This window comes from Ornithinibacillus bavariensis, from assembly GCF_018333235.1.
Taxonomy (GTDB): Bacteria; Bacillota; Bacilli; order Bacillales; family Amphibacillaceae; genus Ornithinibacillus; species Ornithinibacillus bavariensis.
In genome coordinates, this window is record NZ_BORP01000006.1 from 208098 (window position 1) to 229940 (window position 21843).

Below are 21843 nucleotides of genomic sequence, written 5' to 3' on the forward strand. Positions count from 1 at the left end.
AGATATTTTGACAGAATAAAAGGGGTAACAAGATGAATTTAACGATAAAAGACATTGCAAAGATGGCAGGTGTTTCACAAGGGACCGTTTCAAAGGTGATTAATAATTATGGGGGAATCAGTGAGAAAACAAAGAATAAGGTCATGACTGTAATTAATGAAATGGGCTATGCACCTAATTTCTCAGCTCGATCACTGGCAACGAAAAAGTCGAATCTCATTGGTCTTATATATGCGGGAAAGATTAATGTTGATATGACACATCCATACTTCAATGAGGTTATTACAACCTTTAAGAAAAATATTGGGTTATTAGGTTATGATATCTTAATGTTTTCCAATGAATACTTTTTGCAGGATAAAGGGAGTTATTTGGCTAGGTGTAAGCATTTCAATGTGGACGGCTGTTTAATTATTGCTGGTGAGGAAGTAGAGGATGCTACATTTGAGCTTGCGGAAAGTGGTTTCCCTTGTATTGGCATAGATATTGAACTAATGGGCCCGAGAGCAAGCTATGTTATGACGGATAATGTGAGTTTATCAAGAAAAGTGGTTGAGCATTTTTATTTAAATTCCCTTCGAAAAATCGGCTATATCGGTGGGATGCGTGAGTCTGTTATTTCTAATTACAGATTGAAGGGATTCAAGGATGCGATGAATCAGTTTGGACTTGAAATAAGAGAAGAATGGTTAGAATACGGTGATTTCCAGGAGGAAAGTGGCTATATCGCCATGAAGAAAATGCTAAAGCTAAGGGATTATCCGGAGGCTATTTTTGCTGCATCAGACTTAATGGCATTAGGTGCGCTAAGGGCTATTAAGGAAGAGGGCTTACAGGTTCCTAAGGATATTCGAATTATTGGCTGTGACGATATAGCTGCTTGCCGTTATAGTGACCCGAAGCTGACGACAGTGAAGCAGGATAAGGAGAGAATTGGTAAACTATCTGCTTATATGCTAAATGATCTCATTGAGGGAAAATCAAAGCTAAAGCCTGTGTTTACGGAATCAGAGCTTGTTGTCAGGGAGTCTTGTGGAACGAACTAAACCTTCTGGTAAATTCCCATCGTGTTCAAGATTTCACTTTTCGAAAAACAATAACAACGAGATTGGTATGGTGTTAGGAGGTTTTTTGGTGACCTATTATGCAGTTTTTGATGTTGGTGGATCCGCAATAAAATATGCTCTTATGAATGAAGCAGGCCACTTTATAGAAAAATCCTCTATTCCAACACCGATAGATGGCATCGACTCTTTTGTAAATGCGATTGATTTCGTAGTGAAGAAATTTCAAAAAAGTCATGTACTAAGTGGCATTGCCCTAAGTATGCCTGGAGCGGTAGATGTGGAATCTGGATATATTAAAGGAGTAACCGCTCTTCCCTATATCCATGGCCCTAATATGAAGAAACTGATTCAAGAACGAACAGGGCTTACGGTTGAACTTGAAAATGATGCAAACTGTGCGGGATTAGCAGAAGGCTGGATTGGCGCTGCTAAAGGGAATCAAGATTATATATGCATTGTAATTGGTACTGGAATCGGTGGAGCGCTCATTTTAAATAAAAAGGTTCGTCACGGTAGTAATCTATTTGGTGGCGAATTCGGTTATATGATCCTCGAGGATTATTTCGAGCAGCCTATCGGGGAGACATGGAGCTCGCTTGCTGCTACTTGGGGATTAGTGATGCAGGTTGCCAAGCGCAAGAATATGGACCCTTATTCACTAAATGGAATAACCGTATTTGAAATGGCGGATGAGGGCGACCTAGAAGTACAGGATGAGATCGAGAAATTTATTAAGCGCTTAGCAGTTGGAATATATAATTTGCAGTACATTATTGATCCGGAAAAAATATTAATCGGTGGAGCAATTAGTAGACGTGAAGGACTGATTGACCAGATTAATGAGAAGCTAAAGGTGATGAAACCGAATGAGGATTGCGTAGACATTCAAGTGCATCCGTGCCAATTTGGAAATGACTCCAATTTAATTGGAGCGTTATATCATTTTTTACAAAGAAAGCAAGATTCTCTGTCTACCAGATAATAGGAACCATCGAGCTGATGGTGAGAAGGAGTAAAATCGATAAATAGGAGAGAAAAATATGATACACAAAAAATTAAAACCTTTTCCTAGTGAATTCCTGTGGGGATCTGCTTCTGCAGCCTATCAAGTAGAAGGTGCATGGGATGAAGATGGGAAGGGACCCTCCAATTGGGACCAATTTGTTCGAATTCCTGGCAAAACCTTTAAAGGTACGACTGGTGATATCGCAGTAGACCATTATCATCGTTATCAAGAGGATGTTCGTCTGATGGCAGAGATGGGCTTGAAGGCTTATCGATTTTCTGTTGCATGGTCTCGTATTTTTCCGAAGGGTAAAGGAGAAGTAAATGAAAAAGGCATCCAATTTTATAGTGATTTAATTGATGAACTGATTAAGCACAAGATTGAACCGATTTTAACCATCTATCATTGGGATTTACCACAGGCACTTCAGGATGAATACGGTGGCTGGGAGTCCCGCGAGATTATTCAAGACTTTACCAATTATGCGGTTACTTTATTCAAGCATTTTGGTGATCGTGTTAAGTATTGGGTAAGCTTGAATGAACAAAATATTTTCACGAGCTTCGGATATAGAACAGCCCTTCATCCTCCAGGAATAAAGGATGAGAAGCTTTTCTACCAAGTCAATCATCATGCGAATCTTGCAAATGCAAGTGCAATTCAAGCATTTCGTAACTATGTACCAGACGGAAAAATTGGCCCGAGCTTTGCATACTCTCCAGCCTATCCGGCATCCCCTAAGCCTGAGGATGTCCTATCCGCGGAAAATGCGGAAGAGCTTAATGCTCATTGGTGGATGGATATCTATGCATGGGGAACATACCCTCAGGTAGCCTGGGATTACTTAGAAAGAAAAGGCGTTGCTCCAACCGTTGAAAGTGGAGACTTCACATTATTAAAAGAAGGTAAACCAGATTTTATGGGATTGAACTATTACCAAACAACAACCTTTGAAAAAAACCCGTTGGACGGTGTGTCTGAAGGGAAGATGAATACGTCAGGGAAGAAAGGGACAACCGAAGATACAGGTGTGCCGGGTCTCTATAAAACGATCAAAAATGATCATCTGGAAAGAACCAATTGGGATTGGAATATCGACCCGACAGGACTTCGAATTGCTGTTCGTCGAATTACGAATCGATACAGTTTACCAATTTTAATTAGTGAAAATGGCTTAGGTGAATATGATAAGCTGGAAGAAGGCGATATCGTTCACGATGATTATCGAATTAACTACCTTCAAGTACATCTAAAAGCAATCCAAGAGGCTATCAGTGATGGGGTAGACATTATGGGCTATTGTACATGGTCATTTACGGACCTGCTTAGCTGGTTAAATGGCTTCCAAAAACGCTATGGCTTTGTCTATGTGAACCAACATGAAGAGGGAGAGCATGATCTTCGTCGTATTAAGAAGAAAAGCTATTATTGGTATAAGGAAGTTATAGAGACGAATGGAAATAACCTATAATTCCATTCGTGCTGCTTGATATTATTTTAGGGTGCTTAAGGATGAGAAGCTAAAGATGATTTATCAAAAATAGTAGCACACTACGTAAGCAGCTGTAGTAATCAACCAAACGAATAGCCATCACAAGAAGGAATATGTGATGGCTATTCGTAATTTACCGATAGTGGTCATTTATCATTTATATACTTAGAATCCAAGTCATTATTCGTACTTCTCTGGTAGGAAGAAAAACTGTTAAATTCTTCATCTTTCCAAATCCATAATCCCTCTTCTCCAGTTTCATTCAAATAGGTGTTATGGGATAGTGTATTTCCGCTGTTTTTCTCATGGATATTTACTAAAAATATCTGAGAGCTACTGGCTGATACTTTGTTTTTTTCAATCCGATTATCTGTTACATAATATTGGAGAAGCAGCTGTCCACCTTCAAGTCCCTTTGTGTCGTTTCCATAAATGATATTTTCGGAGATAATAGAGCCGATGGTACCCCCACGTTTTTCGTCATATCCTCCAATAGATATGCCGGTGAACGCGTTGTCGTACACTTCGTTGTTTGTGATATGGATTTCACTAGCATTTTTACCATAATGCTCCGATGTAGCCTCAATACCGATATCATTACCGTAGACCTTATTTTGACGGATGGTAATGTTACTTCCACCATCTACATAAATGCCTCCAGCTGTGTATTCATCTCCATAGGCAGGATTTCCATAGGAAGAATTATTATAGACCTCGTTATTTTCTACAATTCCATTTCTTACGAAGTCATTATCGCTAGCTGTTCCTTCGTAGCCTATTAAATCAATACCGATATTGTTATTTTGCCGAACAATATTATTTGCAATGAGGAACCCATTAATATTTCCGTTTAAAACAAGTGCTTCGCTAGCACCGAGTGTCAAATTCTCAACCGTATTATCCAGTACTTGAATATCTTCCATTTTACCTGTGCCATAGACAGCAATGCCGTGCGCATTGCCGTCATCGACATGTGTTGCAATACTGTGGACATGGTTTTGCTTCAAGGTTATATGGCTGCTTGTACCAGAAACGTTAATCCCCATTACAGTAGCATCTTCATGTGATGTGGTAAGCTCTTCGACTGTAAACCCTTGGATGGTAATATAATCCTTATTATGAATTTCAATAAGGGCTGTATCTTCCTTAGGTTCTTTTAGATGTTTTCCACTAATTATCACTTTCTCATCCTGATAGTTTTTGAAGTTAATAGGTTTAGATTTTGTCCCACTATGTTCTACATAAAGGGACTCATAGTATGTTCCCTCTCTAACGAAAACGGTAGTACCAGCTGTTGCTTTTAGAGCAGCCTGCTTCAATGTGCGAAATGGACTAGAAATGGTACCGTCATTTTGATCACTTCCATCTGGTGAAACGTAAATATAGGTATCATCTGTTCTTTCATCAATGGATCTGTTTTGATATATAAAATAAAAAGAAATTATGACAATGCATCCGACAACTAACAATAAAATTTTAATTTTCATCGATTTTCTCCTCATGTGATAGCTTTTATTGTACAGGCTCGAAGTGATCTTCGCAATTGGTTATTGTGTGGAGAAATGCATATGAAAATAATTGCGCTGTACAGAAGAAATATATTTAACAGCATCGATTATTTTTACCAGTTAATCATCCGTGGGATATACCATAAAAAAATAAAACGAATGCATTCGCTCCTGCTTTTACGAATGCATTCGTTTTTAAATCAAATGTATTTCTTGATAAAGGATAGAACATTTTCAAATGCTTCCTTTACCTGCGGATGGGACATATTAGTATCAAACACATGCTTCCCATTTTTAATCGTAATAAGCTGATGAGGAACATGCTTCTCTTGTAATACCTTTGCGAATTGAACCGATTCTTCATAAGGTACGTCCTCATCACTATCTCCATGTAATAGAAGTGTTGGTGGATATGTTTCATCCACTTTTTCTATTGGACAAAATTCTTTCAACTGCTCTTTATTTAGACCTGAAGCGGTATCTGTCACATAATCCAACCATTTCCCTTGTTGACGACAGAATATATAAATAGCATAACGTTTTTCGATTGGCGCTGAAGAAATTTGCTTAGGCTGAATGAGTTGCTTCGCTAACATTTCAGGTACCATGGTGGTTTTACTGTAATGAGGGCTCGGCTCTAAATACCAGTCATTGAGAATATTTCCATAGCCATAAAAAGAAACGATGGCATTTGGTTTTACCTTCAATGTACCACTCGTTAATGCCAGATAGGCTCCTGCAGAACCACCGATGACACCGATTCGGTTACGGTCAAATGAAAATAATTCCTGGTTTTTTACCCAGTGTAATGCATCTTCAATATCCGCTACAATTTCAGGAAGCTTTGCTTCGGGAGCAAGACGATAATCAATGGAGAATACGTGATAGCCGGCATTATTATACAGTGCCACTTGTTCCTTCAAAATGTCCTCTTTCGTTCCCCAGACCAATCCACCACCATGAATGTAGATAATTAACGGTGCATTGTCATTTTCAACCGAATACAGGTCCCCTTTAATTTCACAATCATTTGTTTTTTTATACACATATGTTGCAACCACTCTTATCCCCACCCCTTTATTTTTGTTTTATTTATCTCATTAAAATTTCGCTATAGAGTTACTTCCAGCCCCAATGATTGACTCCTGTGATCCAATGATAAGCCAACAGGTTGATTATTTCTGTTAGATCCTACTGCTTGTCAAGTCGATATGTGTGAAGGACCATGTTGCTATTTCATGTTATAAATCATACATGAAAATAAAAGCTGAGGAAGATGAAATGCTCATTTTTAATGTTTTTTTAATACGACATAATTCTTCAAGTCTTGCAAACTCACAGATTTACAGAGTTTTTAGGTTTTTGTAATGTAAACACTTACAATTTTATTCGATTGTAATGGACACCATTATATACTCCAGATGTACGAATAATAGTCGCCAATGTTTTATGAATGCGAGACGGCGTGAGGTATCTAAAAATTCTTAATGAGGTGATTTAAGGTGATTCATACAATTATTAAAAAGAATTCTTATCAAGACTCTATTAACCTTATGCTCCTAACAAACGCGGTAGCTGCAACAGAGGGAGTTAATAAAGTCCAAATTATGATGGGGACACCTGCAAACAAAGATATTTTCAAGGGTGCAGGATTATACACAGATGAATTAGAAACTGCAGAGTCTAATGATATGGCAATTGTGATTGATACAGATGATGAAGGAAAGGTAGAAGAAGTATTACAGAAGGTTGATCAATATCTACAAGACCAATCGATTAGTGGTGCTTCTGAAACGTTCGAAACTGTGCGGACTTGGGAACGAGCAAAAAAGGCATTACCAGATGCAAATGTTGCACTTATTTCCGTACCGGGACAGTATGCTGCGGAAGAGGCACACAAAGCGTTAGATATGGGACTTCATACATTTTTATTTAGTGATAACGTATCCATGGAGGATGAGGTTGCATTAAAGAAAAAGGCACATGATAAGGGATTACTTGTAATGGGTCCTGACTGTGGTACTGGAATTCTTGATGGTATTCCTATGGCATTTGCTAACGTTATTAATAAAGGACGTATTGGTATTGTAGGTGCTTCCGGAACGGGTATTCAAGAAGTAACAGCAATTATCGATCGTTTAGGCGAAGGTGTTAGCCATGCAATTGGTACAGGTGGTCGCGACTTAAAAGAGCCGATTGGTGCAATTACCATGATAGATGGAATTAAGGCGTTAGAAAATCATAACCAAACAGAAATTATTGTTGTTATCTCTAAGCCACCAGCAGAGTCCGTGCGTAAAGAGGTAGAAGCATTACTTCACGGTCTATCAAAGCCAGTCGTTGCTATTTTCCTTGGAGAAAAGCCAACAAAGCACGAAGGAAACATTTATCAAGCCTATACGTTGGAAGAAACAGCATTACTTGCTGTTGATTTAGCAAAGAAAAATCCAATCAAAGAAAACTATGCAGATGGTGACTATACGGTTGAAAATATGGAGCTTGCAGAAGGCCAACGTACAATAAAAGGTTTATTCTCTGGTGGTACATTAGCTTCTGAAGCAGCTGTATTAATTTCAGATGCACTTGGTTTAGGCAGCCATATTACGAATGTGGATGGTTATGTATTAAAACAAGATGGACATGAAGTAGTTGACCTTGGAGATGACAAATATACACAAGGTAAGCCACACCCAATGATTGACCCAGAAACGAGAGCACGCTTCATTGAACAAGCTGCAGATGATCCAAGTACAGCAGTAGTTGTTCTAGACTTTGTGCTTGGTTATGGCTCACATGATGATATGGCAAGTGCATTACTTCCATATATTGAAAAAGCTGTTGCAAAGGCAAAATCACAAGGCAGAACATTACATGTTGTTGCATCGGTTTGTGGTACAGCAAATGACCCACAAAGCTATTCTGACCAACGCAAGAAATTAGCAGATGCAGGAATTATCGTGAAGGATAATAATAACCAAGCTGTTCGTACGGCGTTATCCATTGTTGGATTAAAGGTAGAAGATCCACAAAAGGTACTAGTTCCTTATGAAGGCGAAGTAAGAAGCTTTGATTTAACTGTTTCAGAGGATATTACCAATCTACTAAACAATAAGCCTAGCATCATTAACGTTGGATTAAAGAGCTTCACAGATGCGATTATTGCTTACGGTGGCCGTGTTGTACAGTTTGACTGGCGACCAGTTGCAGGCGGTAATGAAAAAATGAGAAAAATTCTAAGCCTACTAAAATAAGCTAAGAATTACGGTTACAGGCTGAACATAAGAAGAACAATTATGTTCAGCCCTCTAATAGAGATGGATGCGCATGTATACGAAAAACAGGTAGTCGACAGTTTTCGAATAGGAAGGCCATCTATAAGGAAGAGATCCTAAAACAAGAAATCTAGGAGGAATGGAAGATGAAATATAACTCAGTAACAGAAGCAAATGAAGCAGTTGTTGAAAAAATTGTAAATTCTGCTCCTTTTCTAATTGATGTTGTTCCAGCGAAAGAGAAAATTGCTGTATTAAATGAAGGAAAAGTGTTATTGCATGCTGGTCCCCCAATTAAGTGGGAAGACATGACTGGCCCAATGCAAGGTTCTTGTGTTGGTGCAGGATTATTTGAAGGCTGGGCTGATACAGAGGAAGAAGTAAGAAGCATGCTTGAAAATGGTGAAGTTCGCTTCATCCCTTGTCACCATGTAAATGCAGTAGGACCAATGGGTGGAATTACTTCAGCAAATATGCCTGTATTTGTTGTTGAGAACCGTTCAGAAGGTAATGAAGCCTACTGTATCATGAACGAAGGTATTGGAAAAGTACTACGCTTCGGTGCGTATTCTGAGGAAGTTATCAATCGTCTACATTGGATGAAGGATGTATTAGGACCTGCGATTGGACAAGCTCTAAAGCTTACAGAAGATGGACTAAACTTAAACGTTATGATTGCTAAAGCAATTACAATGGGGGATGAATTCCACCAACGTAATATTGCAGCATCACTAATCTTCTTAAAAGAGATTAGCCCATACATTGTACAGCTTGATATGAGTGAAAAAGATAAGAAAGATGTTATTCAATTCTTAGCTGATACAGATCAGTTCTTCTTAAATATTGCAATGGCTACAAGTAAGGCAGTTATGGACGGTGCAAGAACAATTCAAGAAGGTACAGTTGTTACTGCAATGTGCCGTAATGGTAAGGATTTTGGTATTCGTATTAGTGGAATGGGAGATGAATGGTTTACTGCACCTGTTAATACGCCACAAGGTCTATTCTTTACTGGTTATTCACAAGAAGATGCAAACCCAGACATCGGTGATAGTGCCATTACGGAAACATTTGGTGTTGGTGGAATGGCTATGATTGCTGCTCCTGGTGTAACACGTTTTGTTGGTGCTGGTGGTTTCCAAGATGCACTAAAAACGAGTGAAGAAATGAGCGAAATTTGCATGGGTCAAAACAGCAACTTTACCATTCCTACTTGGGACTTCCAAGGTGCATGTCTTGGAATCGATGCTCGTAAAGTAGTTGAAACAGGAATTGAGCCTGTAATTAACACTGGTATAGCTCATAAAGAGGCTGGTGTTGGACAGGTTGGAGCAGGTACTGTTCGCGCTCCTAAAGAATGCTTCGAAAAGGCATTGGAAGCATATGCAACGAAGCTTGGCCTAATCTAAAAGAAGATGAACAAAACCTTTTATATAGAGGAATATGCAAAAAATATTCCTCTTTTTCTTTCAGAAAATAAGACAGGTCATGTCCACAGCGTCTTTAGCAATGGGTTAAATATTCGCTTCGGGGAACGGCTGTTATATATCGGTACGACTAAAAATGGCCGACTTCCGTTTGGGGCACATATATCCAAAATGGTGTGTGGGCAAGTATTACAGGACATAGATAGCCAATATCCTGTTGTTTGGAACCAGAAGGATCGAACAATAAGCTTCAATAATGGAACGATTACTCTCTCATTTGAAAATGCAATCGTATACGAAAATAGCATACGTATTTCTGGTGAGATAGACACCATGTCCAAGAGCATTGAAACTTTATTAATTTCTTTACTAAAGTATGATGCGATGACTGGTTTAGATGTACCAATTGAATCGTTTGTTTTAGATTACCTACAAGGAAAGACAGCAAGTGAAGCATTAGACAATCCTTTATATATACAGCTGACGAAACTATCAGATTCCTTATTTATAGAAGATAAAGAAGCCTGTATCACCGCGCTTCGCTATTTCCTAGGAAGAGGTAAAGGCTTAACTCCTTCTGGTGATGATCATATTGTGGGATTACTCGCGGTGCAAGGGGCATGTCATTCGTTTACTTCTACACTTAATGAAGCTGTATTGTCGTTAATGGAACATGAGTCCATCACAACAGATGTTGCAAAGGAATATTTGTACTATGCTGCTAATGGTCAGTTTAGTTCAACTGTCATAAGCGTTATCGAACATTTAATAGAGAATATAGATGAATTACCAACTAAACTTGAGGATCTACTAGCCGTTGGACATAGTTCCGGCGTAGATACAATTTTTGGAATTTTATTCGGTTTATTAGCGTGGAGGAGGAAATCAATATGTCAGAAAAAGTAGTAATTGCCCTTGGTGGAAATGCTATCTTACAACCAAAACAAGAAGCAACCTATGAAAATCAATTAGAGAACGTACGTAAAAGTAGTGAAGTGATTGCGCGAATTGCTAAGCAAGGGCATAAGGTGATCATTACCCATGGTAACGGTCCACAAGTAGGAAATATTTTACGACAAAACGAAGAAGCAAAACACGTTGTTCCTGCATTACCACTTGATGTTTGTAGTGCAGAATCACAAGGTTTCATTGGCTATATGATGGAACAGACATTGAAAAATGAATTAATTAAGGCAGGCCTTAAACGTGATGTTGTAGGTATTCTAACACAAACAGAGGTTTCTTTAGATGACCCGGCATTTGAAAACCCTGATAAACCAATTGGTGTATTTTATGATGAAGAAGAAGCAAAACAACTTGCTAAGGAAAAAGGTTGGGTTGTAGCAGAAGATGCTGGTCGTGGCTGGAGACGTGTTGTTCCTTCACCAATGCCACAATCCATTGTCGATGCACCAACAATTAAACGTCTTGTAGAATCAGATGCGATTGTTGTAGCATGTGGTGGTGGCGGAATACCTGTTGTTTTAAATGAAGACGGAACATATCAAGGCGTAGAAGCAGTTATTGATAAGGACCGTAGTGGTTTCCGTTTAGCGATTGAAACGAAAGCAGATACATTTATGATTCTTACAGATGTTAAAAATGTTTTCGTGAATTACGGTAAGCCAGACCAAAAAGCGCTTGGTGTAATTTCTTTAGAAGAAGCAAAACAATATCAAGCAGAAGGCCAATTCTCAGCAGGAAGCATGGGACCTAAGATGGAAGCAGCTATCAAATTTGCAGAGCTAGGTGGAAAAGCAATTATTTGCTCCCTTGATGAGGCAGATTTAGCAATGGAAGGCAAAGCTGGTACACAAATTCATAATTAATCGATATGGTATTAGACCTACATGTACTTGTAGGACTAATACCATATTTGTGTATAAAAGAGATATCGTAGCACTGGTTATTAAGATAAAAGTCACAGTGCCATATAAGATGATGCTATAATCGATTACAATATATGTTCATAAAAAATTAACTAGTATCATCCTATCCAATAATGCTATTGTAAGGAAAGGAGGAACTACATGAAGAAGCTGAGAAAATCACGGACATTTAAAGGGAAGCTTATTTTATCGTTTTTAACCGTTACACTGGTTTCTATTGTGCTGTTAGGTGCATTTCAAATATTTCAGTTGTATACGTTAGTGAAGGAAGATAAAGAGAAGCAGTTTCAAACAACGGTCTTTTTAGACGATTATATCGATAATTATATTGAAAACTACCAGCATGTCGTTGAAATGTTAGCATTTAGTATCGAACCACTATTTGTCGAACGAGACCTCACTTCCATTGAAAAACAGCTAGAACAAATAAAAAAGAATTATCCTGGCTTTATCAATTTATATGTGGGAAATGAAGCAGGAGAATCACTTGTTTTTTATCCAAAGCTTTATACAGATGGGGTTAAAAGAGAGAATCTTGATTATAGTGATCGACCGTATTATCAAGAACTGAAACGGACAAAACAACCAGTATTATCTTCCGTATTTCATGGGCGTGGTGGCACTGATATGATTCTGGTAACAGTGGCCGTACCTATCCTGAATGATAATAATGACATGATTGGCTATGTATTAGGAGCATTTGACCTAAATGCCCTAGCAGATGATATCAAAACGAGAATCGATGATGAAAAAAGGTTTGCAATCGTATTAGATCAGGAGGACAATGTTGTGGTCCATCCTAATGTAGATACGCGTAAGGAACTTGTTAATCTTAAGGACGCACCCTTTGTTCAAACGCTCTCCCAATTACCGACTAAAAATAGTGGGGATTACATTGCAGTTGAAAATGGGGAAGAACAATATTTTACGTTCATCAAAAATGAAAAAATAGGCTGGAAGGTGTGGATTGGTACACCTACAAAATATTTAAGTGATACGTATGAGGATGCGATATTCACGGTTTTATTATTTGCTCTTTTAACAACGATGTTAATGATAGGAGTTAGCGTCCTATTTGCGAATCGTTTTGAGAAAGCGCTACAAAATGTACTACGGTATATTAAACAGTATAAAGACTACACTCGGGGACTGAATAATAAACCGACATTCCAACCATCGACAAAGGGTACAAGAGAAATTGTAGAACTCTATGATCATTTTGGCAGTTTAATTGACGATGTGGAGCACAGCCGTAACCGACTGATTAAGTTAAATAAAGACTTAGAAGACCGTGTAAAAGAAAGAACGGCAACATTAGAAAATAAAAATTTAGAATTAAAGGCTGTTAATAAATTAATAACCTCTGTATCGACAGAACGGGATCTAACACAATTTATTCAGCATTGTCTCATTCAAATAACACCATTTATGGAATATTCCATTCATGTTATTTTCCAGAATATCGCGGTTACACCGAAGGAAATTACGGCTATTGAGGACGTTCAACAATATTTAAATAGTCGGATAGTAGGCAAACAGCATATGGAGCCAATCCAAATTGGTAAAAACCTACAGGGCTTTTTAGTTGTTGATTTAAATAATAGCCAGACAATTAATACCAGTGAACAAGAGTTTCTAGAGACATTTGCAAGCTCACTAGCAATCATGCTAGAGAACAAGTTTTTATTTGAGAAAATCCGTAACAAGCATGCTGAACTAGAGGCTATTTTACAAAGTATGTCAGAAGGATTAATGCTACTCAATAAAAAGGATGGAATCGAGTATGTAAATGACTTTTTCCAGCAAATTGTCTTTTCGGATACGAACTACAAAGTATTAGATTTGGAAGATATGTATAAACGATTTATGGAACTCTTTCAAATTAGCAAAGAGGAATTACAGAGCTTTATTCAGCAGGATGAGTCAGTATTAAAGCTCGAGCGTAAAGAAGGCAATGATAAAGTAAAATCCTATATGCTGCATAGCTTTTCCGTTTTCCTTGATGATCTTATTATCGGAAAAGGTTTATTATTACGGGATATTACAAAAGAGGCTGAAATTGACACGTTAAAGGATAATTTGATTTCATTAACTTCCCATGAGTTTAAAACACCAATAACCAATATACGAGGCAGTGTTGAAACATTGCTCCGAGAGGATGTCGAGTGGGATCCCGATTTTGAACGGGAATTATTAGTGGGAGTCCATGAAGATATTGAACGTATCCAGCATTTAGTTAGTGACTGGATGGATATCTCAAAGATTGAATCAGGCACGATGTTCATTGAGCGAAATATGGTTCGGGGAGATCAGATTATTGAAAAGTCGATCCAACAAATACCAAAAGAGTTACAAAATCAATTAGAAATAACCTTTCAAAATAAACTAGCTGAACCTGTCTATTTTTACGGGGATAAAATTCGAATCCAGCAAGTTCTGCTCAATTTAATGATGAATGCCATTCGTTACAATGACCAGGTGATTAAGAAGATTGCCGTAACACTTGATCAGTCGGCAACGGATATCATTATTTCGGTAAAAGATAATGGAATTGGTATTGAGGAAGACCATCTAGAAAAAATTTTCACGCGTTTTTATCAGGTAGATGTTACTGGAACAAGGCGTACTGGTGGGACGGGCTTAGGCTTGTCGATTTGTAAGGGGATTATGGAAGCACATCATGGTAAAATTACAGTAGAAAGCGAACGTGGTAAAGGGAGTACATTTACGTTGTTTTTCCCTTTAGGAGAGGAGGGAGTATAAAATGAGAATGCAGACAATCTGTATTGTAGATGATGAGCCAAAGATTTTACGCTTTGTAGCAGCAAACTTAAAATCAATGGGCTATCTAGTATCAACGGTAAGCTCTGGTGATGAGTTATTGGAGAAGTATGATTTAATATCTCCAGACCTTATATTATTAGATATCATGATGCCGGGTCATGATGGATTTTATGTGTTAGAGGAACTACGGAAGTTTACGAATGTTCCTGTCATCATGTTAACTGCTCGTAGTAACTCACAAGACAAGGTCCAAGCATTGAATGTTGGAGCAGATGATTATTTGACGAAACCATTTTCATTAGATGAGCTGTTTGCACGCGTAAAAGCAGTATTACGTAGAAGCCAGCCATCCATTGCAGATCAACAAATGATAAATACTTCAATCATTACAACAGGAGAATTCTCATTAGATGTGGCAAGTAAAAGAAGCTGGATTAACAATGAAGAGTTTAAATTAACATATACCGAATTTTCCTTAATGGAGATTCTAGCATTAAATTTAGATAAAGTTGTTCAACATGAAACATTGCTAACAGAGGTTTGGGGACCGGAATATCGTGATGATGTCGAGTATTTACGAGTGGGGATTGCTCGAATCCGTAGGAAAATAAAAGAAAAACTAAAGCAAGAGCAAGAATATATTATCACCTATCCTGGACTTGGGTACATGCTGAAAAGTATCACACCAGTGGAACAATAGAAGTATTATACTGTCTAAAGTGTACGTACGCTAAACGAGAAAAGGTATTTCTTTAGTAGGTTAAATCATTCCAAGAAAAGAATAGAAAGAAATAAAGAGGTTGTCTTCGAATTGGTTATTCGCCATTCTAGGACAACCTCTTTTACATTACATACACATAAATGATTTCGATGAAAAAGGATACATCGATAGGTCCAGTATAAAGTTCATCTAACTTCAGGAAAATTTTCGATTCCTTTATCCCAGTGCTTTTTCAATATTTATTCAATCGTTACATTTAATCCGATAATTTTTATGTTTTTGTAATGTAAACTCTTTCATTTTTATTCGACAGTTATGCCGTTTGTCGTATATTTCAATTGAGAAAGTAATTTAAATTCAATATAAAACAACAAACTCGTAGGAGGAAACGTCATGGGAGAACCAAAAGAAAAAAAAGAGTTAGTTCCCTATTGGATTAAGGCTGTTATTGTATTCTTTCTAGGATGGGTAGCGATTTACGGTACACGTTCTGTTCTTAATCCGGTAATGGACAACATTCAAGGAGAATTTGGACTTTCTGCAGCACAATTAGGAATGATTAGTAGTATCTTCTTCATCGGTTATGCTGGCTTAAACGTACCATCAGGTATTTTAGGAGACAAGATTGGGAAGAAAAAAGTTCTTGTTCCAGGAATTATCCTATTTGGTGTATTTGCTGCCGTAACAGGTATGATGCCATCGTTTCTATTATTTATGATTGCATGGCTACTCGTTGGGGTATTTCAAGGATTCTATTATGGTCCTCAATACGGACTATCATCTGAAGCAATTCCTGCAAAACATATTACAGTAGGTAGTGCAATTATCAATAGTGGGATGGCATTCGGTTTATCCATCGGTTACTTCATTTCTTCGTATACAGTAGGTACACTTGGTATGAGCTGGAGAGCGCCATTCTACATTATTGCTATTCCAGTTGTCTTGATTGGTCTTGCAATGTGGTGGGTAATTAAGGACAAGCCTAAATCGAAAGAAGAAAGAGCACAAGAAAATGGCGGTCAAAAATTAAAAGTCAAAGATTTATTTAGCAAAAACATGGTCTTTGCTTATATTACAATTTTCTGTGCAATTTACGCATTCTTCGTTGTTGTAACATGGATTCCATACTACTTACAACATGCTCGCGGAATTGAAGGAACAGAAGTTGCAGTTGTATCATCGTTAGTTCCATGGGCAGCTATTCCTGGTTCTATTCTTTTCAGCTGGATTGCTGACAAAATGGGTAAACGTCGTCCTGTACTATTAGTGATGATACCACTATCCATCATCGCAACTGTAAGTATCGTTGCTTTCGATAGCATGTGGGTTCTATATGCAGCATTAATTGGTTACGGTATTTTCGGTAAGATCAGTACAAACCCTGTTCTAGTTGCAGTTATTGCTGATAATGCTCCAAAACATGCATTAGGTACAGCATTTGGACTTTACAACTTTATCGGAATGTGTGGATCTATCCTTGCACCATATATTACGGGGCTTTTAACTGATATGACAGGTTCATTAAATGCTGGATTCTACTTTGCAGCGGCATTGTTAGGAATCGCGTTTATCTCCGTATTATTTATTAAAGAAGATAATCGTCCTAATGTAGAAGGTACAGCAGCATAATTATCATATACCACCCTTAAAGGGCTGGATATGATAACATAGGAAAAGCTTGTAGAGAAATTAGCTTATTTCTCTACAAGCTTTTTTGTTGATTTGTACTAATTTAAAGCCTAATTAAATACAGCTACATTACTACATGAATTTTTTAATTAATTTTCATACTCACCTTTAATCACAAAAAACGATCCCCGTATGGTTCCAGCTAGCTTTGACTTCTGTCTTGCAAACTTAAATTTGCCTTCTAACTCTGTTGGTACTTCCATTCCTTCAGAAAGCTTGAAGCCGACAGCGCGCTTTTTAGGGTCATCAACGGTATACATGACGTTGAGGACAAGACCATCCTCATAAATAACGTACACAAATCGGATGTTTTCCACTTGAAAACGAGACGTTTCTAACGGTTTAGCCGAAAACGCAATATCTCGTTCTTTCTGCAAAATAAGGTTCACATAATCAAGGGTCTCCTGGCTCTCGCTAGCAGGTACAACGGTAAATTCATGCTTGTATTTGTTCATAAAGTAGCGGGCTTCATTCGCACGTAAACCAGCAAGTGCTTCTGCTACAGGCGACGACTCTAGACCAATGGTAGATACATTTTTAAAATCAACAACATAAGCCATTGCTATCCCTCCTTAATTCCTCACAACTGGAATCCACATTTCACCATAGATGAGACCATCTCGTTCTCCCATCACAACAGCTGTATTTGGTCCACCAACATAGGCAACATGACTTGCTTCAGGCAGCGCTTCCCCAAAGGCAATCCCGGTAAGCTTATTGCTTAACTCTTCATCTGTATTTGCTTCCCCTTTTACAACGAGATATTCCCCTTGAGGAAATTGGATAGCTCGAGATGCTTCAGGTAGAGACTCCTCTGTCATCACACCAGCATAATGCATCATCTTATTATTCACTGCCTCATTCACGACAAAGATGTAATCATTTTTGGCGATGGATTTTAACTTATCAAGTGTTCCATCCTGATTGACAGCCTGCCAAAATTCTGCCTTTTCCTTGTTAATGCCAGCATAGTCTGTGTAGTCACTCTTCAGCTCAGTCCCAATTCCTAAAACCGTAAATCCATTTTTTTCTTCTAAGGTATAATTTGCCATAATACCTTCCTCCTTTTTTAAATTATCCAAATGATTTGTGTTTTTCCTTGCTAAGGTTATAATAGCCTTAAATCATGTCAAAAAGTGACACTGTTTAGGAGGCTCCAATGAAAAAAGTTGAACGGATTAATACGATGATGCGATATATTAACAACCGGGCCCACTTTACTATTTCAGAAATTATGCAAGAATTTAATATCTCCCGCTCAACTGCTATTCGTGATATCCGAGAAATTGAAGCCATGGGGATGCCACTTGTCGCTGAGGTTGGGAGGGACGGGGGTTATTTTGTCATGAATAATTCTGTCTTACCCACTGTTCGCTTTACAGATAATGAGATTAAAGCTTTATTTATCGCATTTATGGCAACCAGAAATCAACAGCTTCCTTTTTTAAAGAGTCGTCACTCACTAGCTGAGAAATTACTAGGCCTCATCTCAGAAAACCAGCAGGATGACCTTGTCCTTTTAAATAAAATCCTCCTTTTTGAAGGAACCAACCCGAATAATCCAGACCTACTTGATCTGTCTGACTTACCAGATCCGATGTTAGAAAAGCTTATTCAAACGCTGCTTTTGGATAGCTATTTAACCATCACCATCAAGGAGGAGGCAGCGTTAAAATCGTATTCTATTTATCTCTTGTATCTTTACCATGAAAAAGGTTCTTGGTTGATTGAAGGCTTTGACTTAAATGATGAAAAGAGACAAATTTTTCCTGTTAGTAAACTTACTGATGTCGAATTATCCTCTGTTAAGAAAAGATTAAGTAAGAAAAAGATATTGGAAAAGCTAGGACAGCAAGGAGAAAAAATTAATCTGGTCCTCGAACTTGGGCCAAAAGCAATTGCCCAATATAAAAAGTATCATCCTATAAGTGTTTCCATTTCCTATACAAATCCATACCAAACCACGGCTATTTTAAGGACATTTATAGATGTTAATAATCTCGATGAAGTATCGGAACTAACCAATTGGATCCTTTTCCTTGGTGAGGATAGTAAGGTTAGGGAAGTACCTGAAGAAGTCCTGGCAGTGATACAAAAGAGATTAGGTAAAATGGTGGTACCACACAATTAAAAAAAGATGCCCTCATTAATGAGAGCATCTTATCGTTAATCGGGCAAGCTTCATTTAAAAATCAATATTATCAGGATCTGGTCCTACACGATGGTTTTGATTCAGATCATCGATGCGTTCCATATCCTCTTTTGATAGTTCAAAGTCAAAGATATTGGCGTTCTCAACAATACGATGCTCCTTCGTTGATTTAGGAATCGTGACAACACCATTTTGTAAATCCCATCTTAAAATAATCTGTGGTACTGTTTTATTATATTTCTTAGCAATATCACTTAAAATTGGCTGATCTAATAATTGGCCCTGCATTAATGGTGACCAAGCTTCTAACTGAATCCCATTGCTTTGACAAAAGGTTTTTACCTCCATTTGCGTCAAACGTGGGTGGTATTCTACCTGGTTAATCATTGGTTTGATGTCAGCATCCTTCATTAATTCTTGGAGATGATGAACCTGGAAGTTACTCACCCCAATTGCTTTTACTTTACCTTCCTTATAAAGCGTTTCTAGTGCACGCCATGCCAATTTATATTTACCTTCTACTGGCCAGTGAATAAGGTATAGATCTAAATAATCAAGACCAAGTTTATTTAAGCTTGTTTCAAAAGCTTGGATAGTTGATTCATACCCTAAATCAGAATTCCATACTTTAGATGTAATGAATAGTTCTTCTCTGGAGATACCTGCCTCTTCCATCCCTTCTTTAATTGCCTGTCCAACACCAGCCTCATTTCCATAAATTGCAGCTGTATCAATACTCCGATATCCATGTTTAATGGCAAACTTGATCGCATTCACTAGCTCAGGACCTTCCTCCACCTTAAAAACGCCAATACCAAACCAAGGCATTTCGACGCCATTATGCAATGTTGTTGTTTGCTGTAAACTTTTATTCATGTTTATTCCTCCAATTATTATGTTGAATATAAAACCTCTATTAACTATAAAATGAAGGGAAGTTACCTAATTTTAGGTTTCCCTTTATTTTCAAGTGATTGACTCCAACCTGTTAGAACGACGGCTACGAGTACCATAAGCGCACCAATCCAAGTGGTATGAATAAGCCCAATCGAATCTGTAACAAGTCCACCTAAGAAGGATCCTAGTGCTATACCAGCATTGAATGCAGCAATATTAATTGCTGATGCTACATCGACCGCAGTAGGGACAAAACGCTCTGCTAGTATAACAACATATACTTGTAATCCTGGCACATTCATAAAAGCCATCAGTCCCATGAAGAAAATGGTCGCTAATCCAACGATTTTAAATGGTGCGGTAAAGTATAAGATAAATAGGATAATAGCTTGAACAATAAACATATAAAATAATGCCTTAATTGGATTTTGATTCGATAGCTTCCCACCTAGCATGTTACCAATTGCAATGGCTATACCATAAACAAGTAAAATTACGGCAACAATTCCTTCTTTAAAGCCTGTGACATTTTGTAACAATGGGGATAAATAAGTAAAGACGACAAATGTTCCACCATAACCTAAAGCTGTTATGATAAATATCAGCAATAAGCGGCCATTCGTTACTAATTTAAGCTGATCTTTAAGTGGCGTACGAGCTCCCTTACGTAGATTGGCTGGGACCAGAATACTATTGGCAATAAATGCAAGGATTCCAACAGCAACAATAACCATAAAAGCAATTCTCCAGCCAAATTGTTGGCCGATGAATGTTCCAAAAGGTACCCCTGTAACGGTTGCTACTGTAAGTCCGGTAAACATAATGGATATCGCACTAGCTCTTCGGTTTTCTGGGACTAGATCAGCGGCAATCGTTGAGCCGATAGACATGAAAACACCGTGAGAAAAGGCAGAAATCACACGTGCCACGAGCAATACGCCAATACTTGTAGAAACTGCAGCAATACCATTTCCGATAATAAATACCACCATAATCCAAAGCAGTAACGATTTTCGTGACATACTAGAAGTTATGGAGGTGAGGATTGGTGCTCCAAATGTAACGCCTAATGCATATATAGAAACGGTTAAGCCAGCCGTAGTAACAGATATATTTAAATCCTTAGCAATCAATGGCAGTAGCCCGACACTAATAAATTCAGTGGTACCAATGGCAAATGCACTGACCGCTAAAGCTAACAATGCAAAGGTGCTTCGTTTTTTATCAAGTGACATTCTTCTCCTCCTATAATCGTTATATTAATGGGATAAAGAGATACATAAATGAAAGCTGGAAAAAATAAATCCTGTTCTCTTTAACTCACAAATGCTATTATGTAATAAAAGATTCTTTATGAGAAGTACGCACTTTAAAGTTATATAGAAACCAAAAAGTAACATAGGTACCTTTTAGTGCCTATCCTTTAGGAGGAGTTAATAAATGCAACAGAAGAAATACAATATCTCTGTAGAGGCGACATTAGAGGTCATTGGTGGAAAGTGGAAATGTGTGATTTTATGTCATTTAACCCACGGAAAGAAACGTACGAGTGAGTTAAAACGCCTGATGCCAAATATTACCCAGAAAATGTTAACACAGCAATTACGGGAGTTGGAAGAAGACGGAGTCATTAATCGGATTGTCTATAATCAAGTCCCACCAAAGGTGGAATATGAATTAAGTGAGTATGGTCGTAGCTTAGAAGGGATATTGAACGCCCTTTGTGATTGGGGAGAAAAGCATATTACCAAAGTATATGGAAATAAATTTGATGTATTAGAAGAAAACATACTAAATGAAAGTCTGAAGTAATATCATGAAATATTAAACCTCATAAAGCGTGTTTGGAGCGGATGGTTTAGATATAAAAATAAAAATGAACAATCCAGGGCTAAAGTGTAAACACGTTTTGGAAATTTATATTTCGCTCTCACTTCTT

18 protein-coding genes are annotated in these 21843 nt (G+C 37.8%); 12 read left to right on the plus strand and 6 right to left on the minus strand.

Going from position 1 to position 21843, the window contains the following annotated elements:
- Window positions 1-32: 32 nt before the first annotated feature.
- The 3 genes from KI338_RS14855 to KI338_RS14865 all read left to right on the plus strand — a co-directional run bounded on the left by KI338_RS14855 (window position 33) and on the right by KI338_RS14865 (window position 3544).
- The gene (locus KI338_RS14855; protein ID WP_212921786.1) at window positions 33-1046 is read left to right on the plus strand and encodes a LacI family DNA-binding transcriptional regulator; all 1014 of its coding nucleotides are present in this window, start codon (window positions 33-35) and stop codon (window positions 1044-1046) included.
- An 88-nt stretch (window positions 1047-1134) separates the two neighbouring features.
- Window positions 1135-2049 (plus strand): ROK family protein, encoded by a 915-nt coding sequence (locus KI338_RS14860; RefSeq protein ID WP_212921787.1) that lies wholly within the window; start codon window positions 1135-1137, stop codon window positions 2047-2049.
- Window positions 2050-2107: 58 nt separating this feature from the next.
- A complete protein-coding gene (locus tag KI338_RS14865; RefSeq protein ID WP_212921788.1) occupies window positions 2108-3544 on the plus strand; it encodes a glycoside hydrolase family 1 protein in 1437 nt (478 codons plus the stop codon).
- Window positions 3545-3711: 167 nt separating this feature from the next.
- Here the strand turns inward: KI338_RS14865 and KI338_RS14870 are convergent, their stop codons facing one another.
- Together KI338_RS14870 and KI338_RS14875 are read right to left on the minus strand one after the other, a co-directional pair.
- Entirely contained in the window at window positions 3712-5052 is a 1341-nt protein-coding gene (locus KI338_RS14870) for a right-handed parallel beta-helix repeat-containing protein (RefSeq protein ID WP_212921789.1), read from the minus strand.
- A gap of 221 nt (window positions 5053-5273) precedes the next feature.
- Window positions 5274-6134 carry an alpha/beta hydrolase gene (locus tag KI338_RS14875; protein WP_212921790.1) on the minus strand — a complete coding sequence of 287 codons (861 nt, stop codon included), beginning with the start codon at window positions 6132-6134 and terminating at the stop codon, window positions 5274-5276.
- A gap of 441 nt (window positions 6135-6575) precedes the next feature.
- Between KI338_RS14875 and fdrA the strand changes: the two genes are divergently transcribed.
- The 7 genes from fdrA (at window position 6576) to KI338_RS14910 (ending at window position 16795) form a co-directional block, all read left to right on the plus strand.
- On the plus strand, window positions 6576-8324 hold the full coding sequence (gene fdrA, locus KI338_RS14880) for an acyl-CoA synthetase FdrA (protein WP_212921791.1): 1749 nt from the start codon (window positions 6576-6578) through the stop codon (window positions 8322-8324).
- Window positions 8325-8491: 167 nt separating this feature from the next.
- Entirely contained in the window at window positions 8492-9754 is a 1263-nt protein-coding gene (locus KI338_RS14885; protein ID WP_212921792.1) for a YlbE family protein, read from the plus strand.
- A 6-nt stretch (window positions 9755-9760) separates the two neighbouring features.
- A complete protein-coding gene (locus KI338_RS14890) occupies window positions 9761-10678 on the plus strand; it encodes an oxamate carbamoyltransferase subunit AllH family protein (protein ID WP_212921793.1) in 918 nt (305 codons plus the stop codon).
- Window positions 10663-11601, plus strand: coding sequence for a carbamate kinase (gene arcC, locus KI338_RS14895; RefSeq protein WP_212921794.1), 939 nt, complete (start codon window positions 10663-10665; stop codon window positions 11599-11601). Before KI338_RS14890 ends, arcC begins: the two co-directional genes overlap by 16 nt.
- A gap of 201 nt (window positions 11602-11802) precedes the next feature.
- Window positions 11803-14424: a sensor histidine kinase gene (locus tag KI338_RS14900; RefSeq protein WP_244853657.1), complete on the plus strand. Its 2622-nt coding sequence runs from the start codon at window positions 11803-11805 to the stop codon at window positions 14422-14424.
- 1 nt (window position 14425) lies between these two features.
- A complete protein-coding gene (locus tag KI338_RS14905; protein ID WP_212921795.1) occupies window positions 14426-15145 on the plus strand; it encodes a response regulator transcription factor in 720 nt (239 codons plus the stop codon).
- A gap of 414 nt (window positions 15146-15559) precedes the next feature.
- Entirely contained in the window at window positions 15560-16795 is a 1236-nt protein-coding gene (locus KI338_RS14910; protein WP_212921796.1) for an MFS transporter, read from the plus strand.
- Between the two features lie 149 nt (window positions 16796-16944).
- Here KI338_RS14910 and KI338_RS14915 read toward each other — a convergent pair whose 3' ends face one another.
- Complete coding sequence (locus KI338_RS14915; RefSeq protein WP_212921797.1) at window positions 16945-17415, minus strand: DUF8821 family protein; 471 nt, start codon at window positions 17413-17415, stop codon at window positions 16945-16947.
- 12 nt (window positions 17416-17427) lie between these two features.
- Window positions 17428-17907 carry a GyrI-like domain-containing protein gene (locus KI338_RS14920; RefSeq protein WP_212921798.1) on the minus strand — a complete coding sequence of 160 codons (480 nt, stop codon included), beginning with the start codon at window positions 17905-17907 and terminating at the stop codon, window positions 17428-17430.
- Between the two features lie 107 nt (window positions 17908-18014).
- Between KI338_RS14920 and KI338_RS14925 the strand changes: the two genes are divergently transcribed.
- On the plus strand, window positions 18015-18986 hold the full coding sequence (locus KI338_RS14925) for a helix-turn-helix transcriptional regulator (protein WP_212921799.1): 972 nt from the start codon (window positions 18015-18017) through the stop codon (window positions 18984-18986).
- A gap of 54 nt (window positions 18987-19040) precedes the next feature.
- Here the strand turns inward: KI338_RS14925 and pgoN are convergent, their stop codons facing one another.
- Window positions 19041-19883, minus strand: coding sequence for a glyoxal/methylglyoxal reductase (pgoN, locus tag KI338_RS14930; protein ID WP_212921800.1), 843 nt, complete (start codon window positions 19881-19883; stop codon window positions 19041-19043).
- A gap of 62 nt (window positions 19884-19945) precedes the next feature.
- Window positions 19946-21139 carry an MFS transporter gene (locus tag KI338_RS14935; RefSeq protein ID WP_212921801.1) on the minus strand — a complete coding sequence of 398 codons (1194 nt, stop codon included), beginning with the start codon at window positions 21137-21139 and terminating at the stop codon, window positions 19946-19948.
- Between the two features lie 205 nt (window positions 21140-21344).
- On the opposite strand from KI338_RS14935, the gene KI338_RS14940 reads away from it, so the two are divergent.
- Window positions 21345-21716, plus strand: a complete 372-nt coding sequence (locus KI338_RS14940) for a winged helix-turn-helix transcriptional regulator (protein WP_212921802.1) — start codon at window positions 21345-21347, stop codon at window positions 21714-21716.
- Window positions 21717-21843: the final 127 nt, after the last annotated feature.

Coding starts and splice junctions, on each gene's coding strand:
- KI338_RS14925 (WP_212921799.1), top strand. CDS start 18,015: ATGAAAAAAGTTGAACGGATTAATACGATGATGCGATATATTAACAAC.
- KI338_RS14905 (WP_212921795.1), top strand. CDS start 14,426: ATGAGAATGCAGACAATCTGTATTGTAGATGATGAGCCAAAGATTTTA.
- arcC (WP_212921794.1), top strand. CDS start 10,663: ATGTCAGAAAAAGTAGTAATTGCCCTTGGTGGAAATGCTATCTTACAA.
- KI338_RS14885 (WP_212921792.1), top strand. CDS start 8,492: ATGAAATATAACTCAGTAACAGAAGCAAATGAAGCAGTTGTTGAAAAA.
- KI338_RS14855 (WP_212921786.1), top strand. CDS start 33: ATGAATTTAACGATAAAAGACATTGCAAAGATGGCAGGTGTTTCACAA.
- KI338_RS14865 (WP_212921788.1), top strand. CDS start 2,108: ATGATACACAAAAAATTAAAACCTTTTCCTAGTGAATTCCTGTGGGGA.
- KI338_RS14890 (WP_212921793.1), top strand. CDS start 9,761: ATGAACAAAACCTTTTATATAGAGGAATATGCAAAAAATATTCCTCTT.
- KI338_RS14915 (WP_212921797.1), bottom strand. CDS start 17,415: ATGGCTTATGTTGTTGATTTTAAAAATGTATCTACCATTGGTCTAGAG.
- KI338_RS14900 (WP_244853657.1), top strand. CDS start 11,803: ATGAAGAAGCTGAGAAAATCACGGACATTTAAAGGGAAGCTTATTTTA.
- KI338_RS14920 (WP_212921798.1), bottom strand. CDS start 17,907: ATGGCAAATTATACCTTAGAAGAAAAAAATGGATTTACGGTTTTAGGA.
- KI338_RS14910 (WP_212921796.1), top strand. CDS start 15,560: ATGGGAGAACCAAAAGAAAAAAAAGAGTTAGTTCCCTATTGGATTAAG.
- pgoN (WP_212921800.1), bottom strand. CDS start 19,883: ATGAATAAAAGTTTACAGCAAACAACAACATTGCATAATGGCGTCGAA.
- KI338_RS14940 (WP_212921802.1), top strand. CDS start 21,345: ATGCAACAGAAGAAATACAATATCTCTGTAGAGGCGACATTAGAGGTC.
- KI338_RS14870 (WP_212921789.1), bottom strand. CDS start 5,052: ATGAAAATTAAAATTTTATTGTTAGTTGTCGGATGCATTGTCATAATT.
- KI338_RS14935 (WP_212921801.1), bottom strand. CDS start 21,139: ATGTCACTTGATAAAAAACGAAGCACCTTTGCATTGTTAGCTTTAGCG.